Genomic DNA, 16,798 nt, shown 5'->3' on the forward strand with positions numbered 1-16,798 from the left:
GACCTTATGCAGGAAGACCTTAGCGAAAAGATGCTTTCGGTATCAAACTGCCGACAAGTTAAAGTTCACTAAATCTTACTCCATCGTCCCTGATTTCTACTGATCCCAGTCAGGAGGGCGCTTTTCCAGAAAGGCCGAAATGCCCTCGGCAGTGTCGCGGTAGAGCATGTTTTGTGCCATCACATCGCCAGCGTATTCATACGCCTCGGCAACCGGCATCTGGATCTGACTGTAAAACGCTTCTTTACCGATCTTGACCGCCACGCCCAGCTTGGATGCGACCAGTTCAGCCAATTCCAAGGTTGCCGTGTCGAGTTGTTCATGCGGCACAACCTTGTTCACCAAACCCAACGCTTCGGCCTTTTCGGCGGAAATGAACTGTCCAGTGGTGAGCATTTCAAAGGCCTGCTTGCGCGGAATGTTTCGGGACAGGGCGACCATCGGTGTCGAACAAAACAGCCCGATATTCACGCCATTGACGCCAAAGCGGGTGCCTTCGGCTGCGATTGCCATATCGCAGGCAGCGACAAGCTGGCAGCCTGCGGCGGTGGCGATTCCATGCGCTTGGGCAATTACGGGTTGTGGCAGTTTCTGGATCGACATCATCATCCGCGCGCAACGTTCAAACAGGTCTTTGAAATAGGCCTTGCCACCGTCTTCAGCCTGACGACCAGCGGTCATTTCTTTCAGGTCGTGTCCGGCGCAGAATACCTTGCCCGCCCCGGAAAGCGTAATGGCGCGAATCGCCGTATCATCAGCGAGCCGGTCAAATTCGTCCTGAAGCGCCGCCAACATGGCATCGCTCAGTGGATTGAGCTTTTCGGGATTGTTCAGTGTCAGACGGGCAACCGCGCCGGTGTCGTGACGTTCCAATAATGCCATCTTGTCCTCCTCGATTTCCCGGGTAACTCTAAGCGCTGAGTTTGAGGGAGGGAAGAGATGTCGGCAAAAATGACCGGTCCGGAACTGATGGATTTTCTGGAAACCGTATTTCCACAGGTGAAGAGCGATTTCGATGTCGAAGAGGTTGCCGATATGCGGGTGCGGGTGCGGATGAAAATTGCCGAACGGCATTTGCGCCCGGGTGGTACGGTTTCAGGCCCCTCGATGTTCGCACTGGCTGATTGTTCGGTTTACATGGCGGTACTGGCGATGATCGGACCCGAAGCTTTGGCGGTCACTACGAACTGTTCGATGGATTTCATGCGCAAACCCGCCGCCGCGACGGATTTGATCGCGGAATGCCGGTTATTGAAGCTGGGTCGCGTGCTGGCCGTTGGGGATGTTCTGATTTATTCCGAGGGGATAGAGGCCCCGGTGGCACGTGCAAGCATGACTTATTCGATCCCGCCGCGTTGATCTTTGCGTAGCTTGTGAAGCGTGTTAGGAGCAACGCACAGGCGTTGTAAGGATATCTTTCGTGGCTGCAACCGACATCGCGGACAATCAGGATCGCCATGCCGCGTTTAAAGCCTATCGAGACACCACCCGTTTCGGAAGTCTCGACGGTCTGCGTTTCTTGTGTATTTTGGCCGTTCTCTGGCATCATTCGCCGCTGACACCGATCTATCTTGACCAATTGCAGCTGGCTGGGCGGGGCTTTGCCGGAGTGGATTTCTTTTTTGTCCTCAGCGGTTTTCTGATCACGACGCTGTTGTTGCGGGAAGAGGCGGAGAAGGGGGGATTTTCCCTGCGCGGTTTTTATTGGCGGCGAATACTGCGGATCGTGCCGGTATATTTTTTGGTCGTAACGCTGGTGGCGGTCTATTTCATTGGCTGGAAAGGGCAAGGGCAGTGGTCGGAACTACTGCCTTACTATTATCTGTTCCTGTCGAATTTTCTGGTCGGTGATATTCCGCTACTTGATCCAACCTGGTCGCTTGCGGTCGAAGAGCAGTATTATCTCATCTGGCCGCTGACTTTGCTGATCCTGCCGCGGCGTTGGGTTGCGCCTGTTTTGATCGCAGGTATCGCGGTGAACGTCTTGGGCGGGGCTGGCTTGGGGCAGCTGATCGGGATCACGGCCTTTGATATCGGACCCTTGCATATTGCCCTGCCAACGGCGACCTATGCGCCGATCCTGATGGGGTCTCTTCTGGCGTTGATGCTGCGCTCGCCGCGTGGATTTGCGATGCTGTTCAGACTATGCGGTGGCCGTTTCGCGGCTCTGTTCTGGATGCTGACGGTGCTGTTTGCGCTCCAGTATCTGCCCTTCGATCTGAACGGCTGGCCCAATCTGGTGCTGCATGTGACGATGGCATTGGCGCTATCGTCTCTGGTCGTGCGGGAAGATAACGGTTTGCGTCCGGTCCTAAGCTGGTCCCCGATACGACGGGTTGGGCAGGTAAGCTATGGCATTTACCTTTACCATCTCATTGCCCTGCATTTTGCGACCGCCGGTCTGGCGGCATTCGGGGTCAGCAATGGCTGGATTGTGTTTATGGTCTATATCGCCCTGTCGGTTTTGATCGCCGATCTGAGTTTTCGTTTTTTCGAAGCCCGTTTTTTGGCACTGCAGCGGCCACAAAAAAAGCCGGGGTAAAAACCCCGGCTTCAAGTACGCCCTGGCACGGACGGGGATGTCAAGCGTGCCAGAACGGGCGACGGGCCTCCGTATAAGCCGCGTCACGTGTCAACCCGATGTCATGAAGCAGGCTGTCAGGCAGCTGCGCCAGAGCTTTGCGGGTGTGATGTCGCATGTGCCATTTGGTGACCGTCACAGCAAACGCCAGCGCAAAACGGGCCACGACAGGCGCGTTCAGGTTCAGGTCATAATTAATGATCTGAGCGGTGAGGATGGGCTGTTGCTGTGACATTGAACAAATCCTTCAATTGTATTGACACAATATAGCTATGTTGCTACATAAAAAGAATACAATTAGAGACACAATATATCCAGAGAAACATTGTTATGGGTACAAATTGGACGCCTGTTCTGGCTGCCGGCGGGAAATCGAAATACAAAGCCTTGGCCGACAATATTCGTGACGCGGTGGCTGAAGGGCTGTTGCCCAGTGGTGAAAAACTGCCTCCGGTGCGCGATTTGGCCTATCAGCTATCGGTGACGCCGGGCACGGTGGCCCGGGCCTATTCGATCCTCACGCAAGAGGGCGTTTTGCAGGCAGGGGTAGGGCGCGGCACCTTTGTGGCTGAGAACCAGGCCCGGGCCGATCCCGCGCATGCGTGGCCACAGGTGTTGAACCTGCGTAGCCCGCAATTGCCGGATGTCGGTCAAAGCCAGTTACTGCGTGATGCGTTGCGCGAAACTGCGGATACCGTTGTTTCCGAAGACCTGCTTTCCTATCCCAGCCGGGCGATGGATTTGCCGCTACGACGGGCGCTGCGCCGTTGGATGGCCGACTTGCCTATAGGGGCATTTACCGCAGAAGATATGGTTTTGGCCCATGGCGCGCAAAGCGCGATTTCACTTGTGATGCAGACTGTCTTGCGCGGGAGCGATCCGGTGGTGGCTGTGGAAAACCTGACCTATCCCGGATTCCGCCGTGCGGCTGAATTGTGCCGGGCCCGGGTGGTTGGGATTGATTGTGATGAAGAAGGACCACGTGTCGATCATTTAGAACAAATGGTCCGTGATCATGGGGTTCAGTTGTTTTGCACTTCGTCCGAGGTAAGTAATCCCACCGTGCAATTCACTACAGACCGCCGTCGCCGAGAAATTGCAGCCTTGGCGCAGCGACTGGGGCTGAATGTTTTGGATGACGATTGCTATGCTCTGGGCACGCATCGCGCCGAAAGTTACCATTCTCTGGTGCCTGAATTCGGCTGGTATGTTTCATCCCTGTCGAAAACGCTGACACCGGCTTTGCGCATCGGCTATGTCGTTGCGCCGCGTGACCGGGTGCAGGATTTGGCGCGAACGGCGGCCTTCAGTCATTTCGGAATGTCGCGCCCACTGACCGAACTGACCCTGAATTTCATGTCTGACCCGCGTTTGTTAAGCGTCGCCGCGCGGGGACGGGCGCGGATTAACGAACTGGTTCGCATAACCGTCAATCATCTTGGCCGGTATGACGTGATCTGGAACGAAGACGTCCCTTTCATTTGGCTGCAATTGCCGAAGGGATGGCGCGGCCCCATTTTCGTGCGTGCAGCCGAAGAGCAGAATATCCTGTTGAAGGGTGCCGAGGAATTCACCCTGCGCGACGCCCGTACGCCACATGCTGTGCGCATCGCAATCAATGGGTTGGTCGACCCGGCCTGTTATGAGGCCGGAATCATCCGCCTGCGCATACTTTTGGACAATCCGAGGGAAGAAATCACGGTTTGAGCCGATGGGCGTCGAAAGATGTGGGGTAAAATGATACCTATTTTGTAAGACATTGATTGCAATTGATTTATTCGTTGTTGTTGTGCTTGACGTGAAGTTTATGCCCTGTATAACCCGGCAATCGAATTCGGAACGCGGGACTTGTACCCGCCTCCATAACTGAACCAAGGGTAATCCCGCGATGAAAACTTTCTCTGCTACTCCGGCAGACATCGAGAAGAAGTGGATCGTGATCGACGCTGAAGGCGTCGTTCTGGGTCGTCTCGCCTCGATCGTTGCCATGCGCCTGCGCGGCAAGCACAAAGCGACCTTCACTCCCCATATGGATATGGGTGACAATGTGATCGTCATTAACGCTGACAAAATTCAGCTGACCGGCAAGAAGCGCTCGGACAAGAACTACTACTGGCATACTGGCCACCCTGGCGGCATCAAGAGCCGTACAGCCGGTCAGATCCTGGAAGGTGCCTATCCTGAACGTGTCGTGACCGCAGCGGTCAAGCGCATGCTCCCGGGTAACCGCCTGAGCCGTCAGCAAATGACAAATCTGCGCGTTTATGCCGGTGGCGAACACCCGCATGAAGCCCAGAACCCTGAAGTTCTGGACGTAAAATCCATGAACTCGAAAAACACCCGGAGCTAATCGATGACCGATCAAATCAATTCGCTCGAAGAGCTGGGTGCAGTGGCCGGCGAAGTCGCCGCTGTAGTCGAAGAAACCATCGTTCGTGAACCCGTTCGTGACGATCTGGGCCGCTCCTATGCCACCGGCAAGCGGAAAGACGCGGTTGCTCGCGTTTGGATCAAGCCGGGCTCCGGTAAGGTCACCGTGAACGGTAAGGACCAGGATACGTATTTCGCCCGTCCCGTGCTGCAGTTGATTCTGCGCCAGCCGTTCCAGGTTGCCGGTGTCGAAGGGGAATTCGACGTGGTTGCCACCGTCAAGGGCGGCGGTCTGACTGGTCAGGCGGGTGCGGTCAAGCACGGCATTTCCAAAGCTCTGCAGCTTTACGAACCCAGCCTGCGCGCGCCGCTGAAAGCGGCCGGTTTCCTGACCCGCGACAGTCGCGTTGTGGAACGTAAAAAATATGGTAAGCGCAAAGCCCGCCGTTCGTTCCAGTTCTCGAAGCGTTAATCTGCTTCAACCGGACTTGCGAAAGGCCGCCCTTGGGGCGGCCTTTTTCTTTTATCGGGAAAAGGGGGGTAAGAACCCGCCTGCGTTCGATTGAAACCCGATCCCGGTTATCCGCCCAGCAGACCGAAATCGTACGAAACGCTCAAAGACAAAGCGCCTGCGCTGTCATCGGCGTCTTCATAGAGCAGTTCAAGCGCTGTATTTTCTGTCAAAGCATAGCTGATACCGATTTCGCCAAACATGTTGTTATCCGCTTCGCTGCGGCCGATTTCACCGGCCAGAGTGAATTTGTCGGTTAGCGCGTATTCCAAGCCGATGGTGGTTTCGATCGTTTCGGCCTCAGGGTCCCATATGACCTCGAGTGCGCCGTTGGTCCGACCGTTCAGCACCGCTGAAAGTTCGAATGCGATGTCATAGTTCTGATAACCACCGTTGTTCAGATAGTAGCGCGTCGCTGTGATGTCATAGCCCAGAGTATCGCTGATATTGCCGCCGTAACCCAGTGACAATTCGTATTCTGCGTCATCGGTCGGATCGTCGAACAGAGATCCGATCCAGACGCCGGCATGGACTCCGTTCAACTCGCCTTCGATATAGCCTTCAACAGTGTTTTCTGAATGGCTCAGCCCGTTAGCGGCGTCGAAAGCCGCAGTGGCGGCAACGCCGCCAGACAGCGTCAATCCATCTGCGCTTGCCATGATGGGTAAAAGCCAAGCCGCCGATATTCCGGCAAAGGTTAATCTTATATTCATATTTGCGTCCCTCATTTAGTCAAAAAAGACCCACCGCGAGGGATTATGCCCTCCGGTTGGAGAAGTTTTTGGCTGGCGGGGAAGCGGACTAATAAACCTGAGTAAATTAATTAGTTAATGCATGCGCAAAGGTCCAGAGGCAAAGCATAGAGAGAGAAGGCTTTCTATCATCACGACGGGTATTACTGGTCCGGGTCGATCAACCCGAGCCCACGCAGATATATTCCGATGCCGGATTCCAGTAGATCCTCCGGTGAAAACGGCGATTGGCGCCCAGGCGAATTTCGCGCGAACAGTTCGACAACACCATGGCTTAGCGCCCAGATATGGGCGGAAAACATGCTGGCAGGCGGGCGTTTATCCTGTGGGATATGTTGGGACAGATCCGAAGCTGCTTTTTCCAATACGCCCCAGGCGCGTTGCGCTACCGATGCCAGTTCGGGTGTCCGGTTCACCGATACGCCGCTTTCGAACATCGCGATATAATGACCGGGATATTTGCGGGCAAAGGCCAGATATGCCCGCCCGGTCGCTTCGAACGCGGACAGCGCCGAAGGCTGGCCCTTGTCATACGCATATTGCATCACATCGGCAAAAATCTCATAGCCCTGGCGCGCGGCTTCGGCAATCAGGTCTTCGCGCCCATCGAAGTGGCGATAGACCGCTGCCGGAGTTACCCCCGCCTGCTTGGCCGCTTCGGACAAGGTAAACCCGGTCGGGCCTTTTGCCTCAATCAGCTGCAACGCGGCTTCGACCAAAGCCTGCCGCAGATTGCCATGATGGTAGCCGCGTTTAGCCATCCCAGAGTTCCGGGCCACCGCAAATCGATGCATCGATTTTCCCGATCGCCTTGAAATCCTTGCGATCATAATTGATGCTACTCAAGACCCGGCGCATCGCCGCCAGCCTGGCCCGTTTTTTGTCATCGGATCTGATCACGGTCCAGGGGGCGTGAACGGTATGGCTCAGTGACAGGGTTTCGCCGATCGCTTTGGAATAGTCGTCCCATTTTTTCAGCCCCTCGACATCGATCCAGCTCAGTTTCCACTGTTTCAACAGGTCTTTTTCGCGGGCGAGAAAGCGCTTCAACTGTTCAGCCCGGCCGACATTGAGCCAGAATTTGAACAGCATGATACCTTCATCCACCAGCATTTTTTCAAACTCCGGCGCCTGACCGAAGAAATGGTCACGCTGTTGATCCGTACAGAAACCGAAAACCTTCTCCACCACTCCGCGATTGTACCAACTGCGGTCGAAGAACACGATTTCGCCCCCCGCAGGCAAGTAGTCGACATAGCGCTGGAAATACCATTGAGTGGCTTCCTTTTCGGTGGGTTTGGGCAGGGCCACCACACGCGCGCCGCGCGGGTTAAGGTTTTCACGGAACCGTTTGATTGTTCCCCCTTTGCCAGCCGCATCACGACCTTCGAACAAGATCGCCACGCGGGCACCGGTATCGCGCACCCAACCTTGCATTTTTGCCAGCTCGATCTGCAGGGCCAGCAAATCCTTTTCATAGTGTTTCCGCCCCATCCGTTCCGAATGCGGATACTTGGGGTTCAAGATATCGTCCTTGTCAGCGCGCCTGATCGCTTCGCGGATGTGTTTGGGGGCATCGTTTTCGAAAAACTTGGTGATCGCACCGTCAAAGGGCAAATCCATCCGCCACTCCTTTATTCTTTGTTTTCAATATGGGGCGATATGCAGGTCAGCGCAATCCGGCTCTTTTCGTGTCCCGGCAAAGGACCGCTGCCTCATCAACCCCGGCAACATGGCGAACTGCAGTTGCGGATTTTTTCATAAATCACTCGCATATCGGGTTCGTTGAGGTGCATCAACGCCAGACCAAGTGCACGAAATTTTTAGCAATTCACCCCTGAATCGATAGCTGGTTTCGGAGTGCAGGTGCCTTTCAGTCCCGCCCGCCTTGGCCAGCTTTGAGGCCCAGTGCCAAGGCTGGCTTCACGGTGTCGGCTATTTACGCCAATCGGTGCTGGCCTGTCCGATCTGATCCATGTCGAACGGCGTGGTCAGATAGATTTCCGACACCCAATTGCCAAAAAGCAGATGCGCATGACTGCGCCAGCGGTTTTGCGGCGTCTTGCTGGGATCGTCATTGGGGTAATAATTGGCCGGAATATTGATTGGTGTGCCAGAGGCGATATCGCGGTCGTATTCTTCCTTCAGTGTGTTGCTGTCATATTCGAAATGGTTGAAAACATAGAGCGCGCGATGAGCGGTATCTTCGACCAGCGCTGGACCGGTTTCGTCGGAATCGATCAGGATTGTCAGACCGGCGGCTTCTATTTCATCGCGCCTAAGCTCGGTCCAGCGGCTGACCGGGATGACCATGTCGTCGGAAAACCCGCGCAGATAAGGCGAGGATGGTGCGCAATTGCGATGCCGGATACAACCAAAGGCCTTGTGGTCCAGGATGTGTTTGGGCACGCCGTGGAAATAGTTGATCATTGCCATGCCGCCCCAGCACACACCGAAGGTGGAATGGACATGGGTCTGGGTCCAGTCGAAAATCCGGGTCAGTTCTTCCCAGTATGTGACCTCTTGGAAATCCAGATGTTCGATTGGTGCGCCGGTGATGATCAGACCGTCGAACTTGGTGCCTGCCGCTTCGACTTCGCTGAAGGGGCTGTAAAACGCCTCCATATGATCTGAGGCGGTGTTCTTGGCTTGGTGTTCGCTCATCCGGATCAGATGAAATTCGATCTGCAGCGGCGTGGCTCCGATTAGCCGGGCGAATTGGTTTTCCGTCTGGATTTTCTTCGGCATCAGGTTCAAAAGCCCGATCCGGATCGGCCTGATATCCTGCTGTGCCGCGCTGTGTTCCGGCATGACCATGACACCCTCACGCGACAGCACGTCGAAGGCAGGTAGGTCCGCTGGAAGTTTAATCGGCATTGGTCAGGCTCCGGATATATATGAAACGGGAAACGGTCAGATTGGTCATGGCTCAGTCGCGTTCAAGTGCGCTGGCGATCAGCGTATTGAAATCGTCTACGGTTTTTATCTTGGCGATCTCGTCGGCGGTGACGGTGATTCCCCAGTTTCTGGCCATCGCTTCATAGCGCGGCTGGCGATGCGCCAGCGCCTGAGCATAAGCCCAACGAATGAAATCGTCCGGATCTACCTGCGCTTCGGTCTGCTGAAACAGCGTCAGATATTCCTGCCAGACCCGGTCCAGAAACGCCGGCTGATAAGACATCGGCTTGGGTGCCTTGTCGAACCGCCGGATCAATTCGTCGGTGTGGGCGTCATCGCCTTTGATCCAGACCATCAAAGTATTGTTGGCCAGAGTTTTTAGCACTGTGTCGCTGGAATCTTCGGGGTCTACCCATTCGCAGATCGATCCGCCGGTATCGCAGATGAAATGCGGATAGCGATACAGCGCCTCGGCCCGTTCTATGAAATAAGGCGTGTCCATCAACGCCTTGATTTCAGCCTGACGAAACTGGTCCTGGCGGCGAGTGAATTCGGCATAGGGCAGGCCACCCTTGGCAGGATTGCCCGGCTTGCCCAGATAGGCCGCCACCGGGGTGAGATTGTCAAAGGTAATATTCGAACCGATATAGATCGAATCTGACATCAGCAGGTCGCGCAGGAACGGCACCTTCATCGCTTCGCGCTTTGCGTTGTCGGCGATGTATTCTCCCATGTAGCGGGTGCCGATGCGGTAATCTATGGAATAGTGGAACCAGTCGCCGTGGTCGCGCAGGATGTTCGAAACATAGGTTTTACCCAAGCCTGACATGCCGAAAAACAGCACCCGCTTTTGCGGCGCTCGCAGCCAGTCCTGTGCGGATTTATAGATCATGGGTCACCTGTCAGTCGTTCATGATTTCCTATCTTTGCCGGATCGGGGGGTCAAACCCTATTCCTGTTCCAGCCCGCCAGCCGCAATACGCGCCCGTCAATTACCAAGAGCCCAAGCGCCAGCAGAAGGAACCCGCCATAGGCGCGTGGCGGCAAGTCTTCGCCCAGTACCAGCGCCCCCAAAAGGATGGCGACCGGCGTCAGCAGCAGCGTGACCAGCAGCAGGTTTCCGGCACCGGCCATCGCCAGCACCCGGTAGTACAGCAGGTAAGCCCCGGCGGTGGCGATGATCGACAGATAGAACAGCGCCATCCAGGTCGTCGCGGAGAAGGCCAGATCCGGCACGCCCTCGGTTGCCAACGCGACCGGGATCATGATGAGAGTGCTCATGCTCAGCATTCCTGCCGCTGCCATCTGCGGTGGCAGCCCGCCCAGCCGTGCCCGCGCCCAACTGCCCGCCAATCCATAGCTGATCGCGGTGCCCAGCATCGCCAGCTGCGCCAGCGACGTCATGTCGATCTGCGCCAGCGCCGAGGGACCGATCACCACCGCCGCCCCGGCAAAGCCCAGCGTGATGCCGGTCAGCTTGCGGCGGGTCAATCGTTCATCGGCGAAAACCAGTGCCGCGATCAGCACCCCGAATATGGCGGTCGAGGCGTTGAGGATACCGGTCAGGCCGGTTGGGATATGTTGCTGTGCCCAGGTGATCAGGGTGAAGGGGATGGCATTGTTCAGCAGCCCCATCACCGCGAAGGCGGCCCAGATGCGCGGGCTGCGCGGCACCGGCACCCGCCGGATCAGCACCACGGCCCACAACGCCACCATCGCCCCAAAAAGCCGCAGCGCGACTGCGCTCAGATAGTCGACCTCGCGCAGGATCAGCGCGGTGGACAAAAAGGACGCGCCCCAGATCAATGCCAACAACAGCAATTCGGACCAAGCGCGCAGGGAAAGGGTTTTCTGTGTCATGGCGCGACGCTAAGGCGGCGGAAGTTTCCACTCAATCCGAATGATGCGAAAATCAACGGCGGGTCTCGCCCCAGATATTCAGGTAGTTGCCGGCAAAGATGACCAAAGCCCCGACGACGACCCAGATATCGATCATCTCGCCGTAAAAGAGCATTCCAACCACTGCGATAATCGGCAGCCGGGTGAAATCGATTGGCATCACCACCCCGGCCGGGGCCAGCGACAAGGCTGTCGTCAGGCAGAAATGCGCAAACAGACCGGCGCAGCCGATTAACACCAGCCAAGGAAGCGATTGCCCCGAAGGCAGGGTCACATCGCCATCAATACCGGCGCAGATCATGCCAAACACCGCCTGCATGACAGTCAGGTAAAACAGAATGCTGATAACGGTCTCGGTGCGGGTCAGCTTGCGGGTGAAAATCGCGGTGCAGGCAAAGGCGATGGCGGTCATCGCCGCCGCCACCTGACCAAATTCCAGCGTCCCGGCCGTTGGCCGGGCAACGATCAGGATGCCGATGAACCCGATCATGGCACCGGTGGCGCGGATCGGCGTGATCCGTTCCCCCAGCAACAGAGGCGACAGTACAACCACCCAAAGCGGAGAGGTGAATTCCAGCGCGAATACCTGAGCCAAAGGTATGACGGTGATGGCAAAGAACCAAAGGTTCTGGCCGGTGAAATGGCACAGATTGCGGATCAGGTGCAGTCGTATGTTGCGTTTGTGGATTTGATTCAGTGTGCCGCTGCCCACTGCAACGGCCAGAACGATGCAGATACCGACAAAGCTGCGGTACATCATGATTTCGAACGTATCGAGTTCGAAACTGATCGCGCGTCCCGCCACCGCCATCGAGGTGAAGGACGCAATCGCGCCGCTCATCCAGAGCGCCGCTTTGAAAACATCTGCTCTGGCAGTCATCTACGCTTTAGCTTCTTCTTTTTTTTAATAAATCTTGAGGGCGGCTCTTGAGGGCGGCACCCCCTTACTCCGCCCTCAAGAGCCACTATTCCAGTTCGATGGTTCCCGGCGGCTTTGATGTGCAATCGTAAAACACCCGGTTCACGCCCTTCACCTCGTTGATGATCCGTGTCGCGGTTTCGCCCAGAAACTCGTGGCTATAGGGATAATAATCCGCCGTCATTCCGTCGACGCTGGTCACCGCGCGCAGGGCGAGCGCGTAATCATAGGTCCGGCCGTCGCCCATCACGCCGACAGTGCGCATCGGAAGGATTGCCGCAAACGCCTGCCAGATCTCGTCATAGAGCCCGTGTTTGCGGATCTGGTCGATGTAAACCGCGTCGGCTTCGCGCAGGATATCGAGCTTTTCACGGGTAATTTCGCCGGGACAACGGATCGCAAGGCCCGGTCCGGGGAAGGGATGCCGGCCGATGAAAGAGGCCGGAAGACCCAGTTCATGGCCCAATGCCCGCACTTCGTCCTTGAACAATTCGCGCAACGGTTCGACCAGTTTCAGACCCATCTTTTCCGGCAAACCGCCCACGTTGTGGTGCGACTTGATGGTCACCGACGGCCCACCCGAAAAACTGACCGATTCAATCACGTCCGGATAGAGCGTGCCCTGAGCCAGGAATTCCGCATCGTCGATCTGATCGGCGTATTTCTGGAACACGTCAATGAACAGCTTGCCGATGATCTTGCGCTTGGTTTCGGGGTCGGACACGCCGTCCAGTTCGCCCAGGAACAGGTCCGATTCATCGGCGTGAATCAGCGGGATGTTGTAGTTGTCACGGAACATCGTGACGACCTCGTCGGCCTCGTTCTTGCGCAGCAACCCGTGATCGACAAAGACGCAGGTAAGCTGATCGCCGATCGCTTCGTGGATCAGAACGGCAGCGACAGAACTGTCGACCCCGCCGGACAGACCACAGATGACCTGACGGTCGCCCACTTGCTCGCGGATCTGCTTGATCGCTTCCTCTCGATAGGCGCCCATGGTCCAGTCGCCCTTGAACCCGGCTGTGCGCACAAAGTTCTCATAGAGCGTCTTGCCGTTCGGCGTGTGGTGTACCTCGGGATGGAACTGCACCGCGTAAAAGCGGCGGTTCAGGTCGGCGGTGATTGCGAAAGGCGCCCCCGGCGAGGTTCCGAATACTTCGAAACCAGGTGCGATTTCAGACACATGGTCGCCATGGCTCATCCATACTTGTTCGCGGCCCAATCCGTCCATGAACCAGCCGGTCAGGAAATCGGTGCGGTCCTCGGTCGGGGTCACATAGGCGCGGCCAAACTCGGCGGTGGCGTGTTCGCCGGCTTCTACCTTGCCGCCCAAATCGTGCATCATCACCTGCTGGCCATAGCAGATGCCCAAAATCGGCACGCCCATTTCGTAGACCGATTTCGGCGGCCGCGGCGATCCTTCGCGCATCACGCTGTCGGGCCCGCCCGAGAAGATCACCGCTTTCGGCCTGAATTCGGCCAGAAACGCGTCGGTGACGTTCTGATAGGGGTGGATTTCGCAATAGACGTTCAGTTCGCGCAGACGACGCGCAATCAGCTGCGTTACCTGGCTGCCGAAGTCGATGATGAGAAGGCGGTCATGCGATATCTGTGTCATGTTTGCCTAGTAGGGCTGAAGCCGCGCAAGGTCAATGCAGGACAGACCACAGGGCGCTTTCGGATTGATATTTCGGCGCGCTACGAAAAACGCGAGGCCCCAAAGGGCCCCGCGCTGCAAGATTCGACACTGGCTGTCTACCACTTCCAGGTCATGGCGAAGGACAGCTCGTCCTGACTCATCTGAGTTGAAATGGGTGCCGCGCCAGGGAAAGGCGGGCTGGGAAGCGCCCCGGACAGTGAATTGTCGAAGGCGTGGGTGTAAGCGATGTGGAATTCGCGCCGGTCGTTGATACGCATCGTGCCACCGATCGAAGCGTGCCATTGCGGCGTTGCAGGGGCGAGAGCATTCAGCGTGGTCTGACTGGAATCGGTGAACATCGTGTTGTAGGAAACACCACCACGCAGCGTCCATTTCGGGTTCATCTGATATTCGGCCCCGATGCGGATCACGTCCATGTCTTTCCAGCCGAAACCGGGACCATTCGCGGCCCCAAGCGGACCGGCTGAAGGGAACTGGTTTCCCAAGGCGGCCACCTTGGAATAGAAAATCCGTTCCCATTCCGCGGTGAGGGTCAAGGCGGCGTTCGATTGCGGAGTGTAGGACAGGCCGAGTTTCGCTGTGGCCGGGATGTCGAAATCGCCACCTTCGGCGAACAGCCCCTGATATTTTTGGAACGGCTCCATATAGATGCGCGACCGGTAACTGGCTCCGAAGGTGAACCCGTTGCCCGCATCGACGGTGGCACCGATCATTGCACCGGCGCCGAAGGACCAGTCATCGCCGTTATCGGTCAGTGCCGTCGGGTCCGCAGAAAAACCGCTGAACCCAGCAAGGCCAGAAGCCGAGAACCTCTGCGCGGCTAAAATCGGCGCAAAGCCAAGAGAGACCCCGCTGTCCAGTTCTTTGGCGTAGTTCACCTGAATGAAAAGCTGTTCGAGATTAACCCCCAACGGACCGGGTACCACGCCACCGCCAAAGAAATTGGTCTGATATTCGGTGTTCATGCCGCCGTTGCCGTACATCAGTACGCCGAGCGTGGCGTTGTTCTTCAGCCTGAAATTCGCCCCGCCGCAGGGGACCGGGAAAAACTCCTTGTCGCTTTGAAAGGTGCCCATACCGGTGATTGTGGTCGACCGCTTGGGCGAAAAGAAACTCAGGCAGGCAGCAGCCTGGTCTGGATAACGGGTGCCCATGGCAGGGTTAGCGGTGAGGCCCATAATGCCGGTGCCGATGGCGACGCCGTTCCCGGCCAATCCCTTTGATTCAACGCTGGTACCATTGGAAAAATAGCCGTTCGTGGCTGCCGCCGGCGCGGCCGCGAGTGCAAGCGCTGTGGATGCCAGAACGCACCAATGGCGCTGGCTGTCGAGTAGTCTTATCATTTCTTCTCCTCCCAGAGGGGGTGATCCCCAGAAGCCGGGCCTGCGAAGTTTCCTTTCGCTTGACCTGGTCTTCACGCAACATAGTTAAATGCGAATATTTTAATGTAAACATAAAATGCGACTTTCCGAATATAAGATCGCAGTCCGTGTCTTGTCGCGTCCTGTTTTGCCGGGCCAGAGGTGCGCATGGGTGTCCCGGGCAATGTCGCATTTTTCCCCCGAAAGCCGCAAAACGCGCAAGCTTTCGTACTCTCATGGAATAAACATATCTCAGCGGCGGGATCCGCTTCGCGCAATGGACAAGGGCAAGACCAAAGATGACCGAAACATCAACACGGCGGCGGACCAGATCAGGCGGCGGCGCGGCGCGGCGGGCGGAACGCTCTGCTGTGTCATTTGAAACCGCAAAATATATCGAACGCAACATTCCAAATTTCGAAGTGCTGACCGAAGAAGCGCTGGAAATCATCGAAACCAACGCCGAAACGATACTTGAAGAAATTGGCGTCAATTTCGTGAACAATCCTGCAGCGTTGCAACGCTGGCGCGACGCCGGCGCCGATGTCAAAGGAGAACGGGTCCATATCCCACGTGGACTGGCGCGCGAACTGTGCAAGACCGCACCGGCCAGCTTCACCCAGCATGCCCGCAACCCAGACCGCAACGTGGAAATCGGCGGCAAGAACCTTGTACTTGCGCCGGTCTATGGCCCGCCTTTCGTGCATGATGTCAAAGGTGGCCGCCGCTATGCCACGATGGAAGATTTCCGCAATTTCGTGAAGCTTGGCTATATGTCCAAATGGCTGCACCATTCCGGCGGAACCGTGTGCGAACCAACCGATGTTGCTGTGAACAAACGCCATCTGGATATGTTGCACGCCCATATGACGTTATCCGACAAACCCTTCATGGGATCGGTGACCGAACCCAGCCGGGCGCAGGATAGTGTCGATATGTGCAGCATCCTGTTCGGCAAAGATTTTGTGCAGGACAACACCGTTCTGACCTCGCTGATCAACATCAATTCGCCGATGACGTTCGACGACGTGATGATGGGCGCGCTGGAGGTCTATGCGCAGAACAATCAGGCCTGCATCATTTCGCCCTTCATTGTTGGCGGTGCGATGGCTCCGGTTTCGGTGGCCGGAACGCTGACGCAGGTTATGGCCGAGGTTCTGGCAGGAATCGCCTATAGCCAATTGATCCGCAAAGGGGCGCCGGTCATTATGGGGGCCTTCGTGACCTCAATCGACATGAACTCAGGGGCCCCGACCTTCGGGACGCCAGAGGCCAGCCATATTACGTATGGTGCGGGGCAGCTGGCCCGGCGGCTGAACTTGCCGTTCCGGTCGTCGGGATCGTTCTGCGGATCGAAACTACCGGATGCGCAGGCAGCTTACGAAACTGCAAACAGCCTGAATATGGGGCTGCTCTCAGGGGTCAATTTCATGCTGCACGCCTGTGGCTGGCTGGAAGGCGGGCTGGTGGCATCCTTTGAGAAATTCGTGATGGATGCCGACCAGCTGGGTGCATTGCACAAATTTGCTGCCGGTGTCGCCATCGATGAAAACGCTCAGGCGATGGACGCCATCCGCGAAGTCGGCCCTGGCGGTCATTATCTGGGATGCGCCCATACTCAGGCGAATTTCAAATCTGCGTTCTGGCGGTCGGATTTGTTTGATTACAAACCGTTTGAAACCTGGGCCGAAGAAGGCAGTCGCGATACCATGGCTCTAGCCTCGGCGCGCGTTGAGAAATTGTTGTCCGAATACCAGCCGCCAGCCATGGATCCGACGGTGAACGAAGCTCTAGCGGTCTATGTGGCCGAAAAGAAAGCCGCGATGCCAGACTCTCTGGGCTGATCC

General features: G+C 56.7%; 17 protein-coding genes. 6 read left to right on the forward strand and 11 right to left on the reverse strand.

The genetic code is table 11. From position 1 onward, the window contains the following. Window positions 1-96: 96 nt before the first annotated feature. Window positions 97-882 carry an enoyl-CoA hydratase gene (locus VOI23_RS04095; RefSeq protein ID WP_323781977.1) on the reverse strand — a complete coding sequence of 262 codons (786 nt, stop codon included), beginning with the start codon at window positions 880-882 and terminating at the stop codon, window positions 97-99. Window positions 883-939: 57 nt separating this feature from the next. On the opposite strand from VOI23_RS04095, the gene VOI23_RS04100 reads away from it, so the two are divergent. Both VOI23_RS04100 and VOI23_RS04105 read left to right on the forward strand, forming a co-directional pair. Next, on the forward strand, window positions 940-1,359 hold the full coding sequence (locus VOI23_RS04100; protein ID WP_323781980.1) for a PaaI family thioesterase: 420 nt from the start codon (window positions 940-942) through the stop codon (window positions 1,357-1,359). A 61-nt stretch (window positions 1,360-1,420) separates the two neighbouring features. Then, window positions 1,421-2,542, forward strand: a complete 1,122-nt coding sequence (locus VOI23_RS04105; RefSeq protein ID WP_323781983.1) for an acyltransferase — start codon at window positions 1,421-1,423, stop codon at window positions 2,540-2,542. A 40-nt stretch (window positions 2,543-2,582) separates the two neighbouring features. Here VOI23_RS04105 and VOI23_RS04110 read toward each other — a convergent pair whose 3' ends face one another. Continuing rightward, the gene (locus tag VOI23_RS04110; RefSeq protein ID WP_323781987.1) at window positions 2,583-2,816 is read right to left on the reverse strand and encodes a DUF1127 domain-containing protein; all 234 of its coding nucleotides are present in this window, start codon (window positions 2,814-2,816) and stop codon (window positions 2,583-2,585) included. A 95-nt stretch (window positions 2,817-2,911) separates the two neighbouring features. Here VOI23_RS04110 and VOI23_RS04115 point away from each other — a divergent pair, with 95 nt between their 5' ends. From VOI23_RS04115 to rpsI, 3 genes are all read left to right on the forward strand, one after another. After that, window positions 2,912-4,288, forward strand: coding sequence for a PLP-dependent aminotransferase family protein (locus VOI23_RS04115; protein WP_323781990.1), 1,377 nt, complete (start codon window positions 2,912-2,914; stop codon window positions 4,286-4,288). A 181-nt stretch (window positions 4,289-4,469) separates the two neighbouring features. Further along, window positions 4,470-4,931 carry a 50S ribosomal protein L13 gene (gene rplM, locus VOI23_RS04120; protein ID WP_058260957.1) on the forward strand — a complete coding sequence of 154 codons (462 nt, stop codon included), beginning with the start codon at window positions 4,470-4,472 and terminating at the stop codon, window positions 4,929-4,931. 3 nt (window positions 4,932-4,934) lie between these two features. After that, window positions 4,935-5,423 (forward strand): 30S ribosomal protein S9, encoded by a 489-nt coding sequence (rpsI, locus tag VOI23_RS04125; RefSeq protein ID WP_323781993.1) that lies wholly within the window; start codon window positions 4,935-4,937, stop codon window positions 5,421-5,423. A gap of 107 nt (window positions 5,424-5,530) precedes the next feature. Here rpsI and VOI23_RS04130 read toward each other — a convergent pair whose 3' ends face one another. The 9 genes from VOI23_RS04130 to VOI23_RS04170 form a co-directional block, all read right to left on the reverse strand. Further along, complete coding sequence (locus VOI23_RS04130; RefSeq protein ID WP_323781995.1) at window positions 5,531-6,175, reverse strand: hypothetical protein; 645 nt, start codon at window positions 6,173-6,175, stop codon at window positions 5,531-5,533. Window positions 6,176-6,357: 182 nt separating this feature from the next. Next, on the reverse strand, window positions 6,358-6,975 hold the full coding sequence (locus VOI23_RS04135) for a TetR/AcrR family transcriptional regulator (RefSeq protein ID WP_323781998.1): 618 nt from the start codon (window positions 6,973-6,975) through the stop codon (window positions 6,358-6,360). Beyond that, on the reverse strand, window positions 6,968-7,837 hold the full coding sequence (gene ppk2, locus VOI23_RS04140; RefSeq protein WP_323782001.1) for a polyphosphate kinase 2: 870 nt from the start codon (window positions 7,835-7,837) through the stop codon (window positions 6,968-6,970). The genes VOI23_RS04135 and ppk2 overlap by 8 nt, the downstream gene beginning before the upstream one ends. A gap of 312 nt (window positions 7,838-8,149) precedes the next feature. Next, complete coding sequence (locus VOI23_RS04145; protein ID WP_323782004.1) at window positions 8,150-9,091, reverse strand: homoserine O-acetyltransferase/O-succinyltransferase family protein; 942 nt, start codon at window positions 9,089-9,091, stop codon at window positions 8,150-8,152. A gap of 52 nt (window positions 9,092-9,143) precedes the next feature. Continuing rightward, on the reverse strand, window positions 9,144-10,004 hold the full coding sequence (locus tag VOI23_RS04150) for an ATPase (protein WP_323782007.1): 861 nt from the start codon (window positions 10,002-10,004) through the stop codon (window positions 9,144-9,146). Between the two features lie 50 nt (window positions 10,005-10,054). After that, entirely contained in the window at window positions 10,055-10,972 is a 918-nt protein-coding gene (locus VOI23_RS04155) for a DMT family transporter (protein WP_323782010.1), read from the reverse strand. Window positions 10,973-11,024: 52 nt separating this feature from the next. Next, the gene (locus VOI23_RS04160; protein ID WP_323782013.1) at window positions 11,025-11,891 is read right to left on the reverse strand and encodes a DMT family transporter; all 867 of its coding nucleotides are present in this window, start codon (window positions 11,889-11,891) and stop codon (window positions 11,025-11,027) included. Window positions 11,892-11,976: 85 nt separating this feature from the next. Next, window positions 11,977-13,548, reverse strand: a complete 1,572-nt coding sequence (gene guaA, locus VOI23_RS04165) for a glutamine-hydrolyzing GMP synthase (protein WP_323782015.1) — start codon at window positions 13,546-13,548, stop codon at window positions 11,977-11,979. Between the two features lie 137 nt (window positions 13,549-13,685). Beyond that, window positions 13,686-14,933 carry an OmpP1/FadL family transporter gene (locus VOI23_RS04170; RefSeq protein ID WP_323782018.1) on the reverse strand — a complete coding sequence of 416 codons (1,248 nt, stop codon included), beginning with the start codon at window positions 14,931-14,933 and terminating at the stop codon, window positions 13,686-13,688. 317 nt (window positions 14,934-15,250) lie between these two features. On the opposite strand from VOI23_RS04170, the gene VOI23_RS04175 reads away from it, so the two are divergent. Next, entirely contained in the window at window positions 15,251-16,795 is a 1,545-nt protein-coding gene (locus tag VOI23_RS04175; protein WP_323782020.1) for a trimethylamine methyltransferase family protein, read from the forward strand. Window positions 16,796-16,798: the final 3 nt, after the last annotated feature.

The sequence above is a fragment of the Thalassovita sp. genome, assembly GCF_034670005.1.
Taxonomy (GTDB): domain Bacteria; phylum Pseudomonadota; class Alphaproteobacteria; order Rhodobacterales; family Rhodobacteraceae; genus Thalassobius.

Excerpts from the sequence above, each read along its gene's own strand:
- VOI23_RS04095 (WP_323781977.1), bottom strand. The coding sequence starts at position 882 with ATGGCATTATTGGAACGTCACGACACCGGCGCGGTTGCCCGTCTGACA.
- VOI23_RS04100 (WP_323781980.1), top strand. The coding sequence starts at position 940 with ATGTCGGCAAAAATGACCGGTCCGGAACTGATGGATTTTCTGGAAACC.
- VOI23_RS04110 (WP_323781987.1), bottom strand. The coding sequence starts at position 2,816 with ATGTCACAGCAACAGCCCATCCTCACCGCTCAGATCATTAATTATGAC.
- VOI23_RS04115 (WP_323781990.1), top strand. The coding sequence starts at position 2,912 with ATGGGTACAAATTGGACGCCTGTTCTGGCTGCCGGCGGGAAATCGAAA.
- rplM (WP_058260957.1), top strand. The coding sequence starts at position 4,470 with ATGAAAACTTTCTCTGCTACTCCGGCAGACATCGAGAAGAAGTGGATC.
- rpsI (WP_323781993.1), top strand. The coding sequence starts at position 4,935 with ATGACCGATCAAATCAATTCGCTCGAAGAGCTGGGTGCAGTGGCCGGC.
- VOI23_RS04130 (WP_323781995.1), bottom strand. The coding sequence starts at position 6,175 with ATGAATATAAGATTAACCTTTGCCGGAATATCGGCGGCTTGGCTTTTA.
- VOI23_RS04135 (WP_323781998.1), bottom strand. The coding sequence starts at position 6,975 with ATGGCTAAACGCGGCTACCATCATGGCAATCTGCGGCAGGCTTTGGTC.
- ppk2 (WP_323782001.1), bottom strand. The coding sequence starts at position 7,837 with ATGGATTTGCCCTTTGACGGTGCGATCACCAAGTTTTTCGAAAACGAT.
- VOI23_RS04145 (WP_323782004.1), bottom strand. The coding sequence starts at position 9,091 with ATGCCGATTAAACTTCCAGCGGACCTACCTGCCTTCGACGTGCTGTCG.
- VOI23_RS04150 (WP_323782007.1), bottom strand. The coding sequence starts at position 10,004 with ATGATCTATAAATCCGCACAGGACTGGCTGCGAGCGCCGCAAAAGCGG.
- VOI23_RS04155 (WP_323782010.1), bottom strand. The coding sequence starts at position 10,972 with ATGACACAGAAAACCCTTTCCCTGCGCGCTTGGTCCGAATTGCTGTTG.
- VOI23_RS04160 (WP_323782013.1), bottom strand. The coding sequence starts at position 11,891 with ATGACTGCCAGAGCAGATGTTTTCAAAGCGGCGCTCTGGATGAGCGGC.
- guaA (WP_323782015.1), bottom strand. The coding sequence starts at position 13,548 with ATGACACAGATATCGCATGACCGCCTTCTCATCATCGACTTCGGCAGC.
- VOI23_RS04170 (WP_323782018.1), bottom strand. The coding sequence starts at position 14,933 with ATGATAAGACTACTCGACAGCCAGCGCCATTGGTGCGTTCTGGCATCC.
- VOI23_RS04175 (WP_323782020.1), top strand. The coding sequence starts at position 15,251 with ATGACCGAAACATCAACACGGCGGCGGACCAGATCAGGCGGCGGCGCG.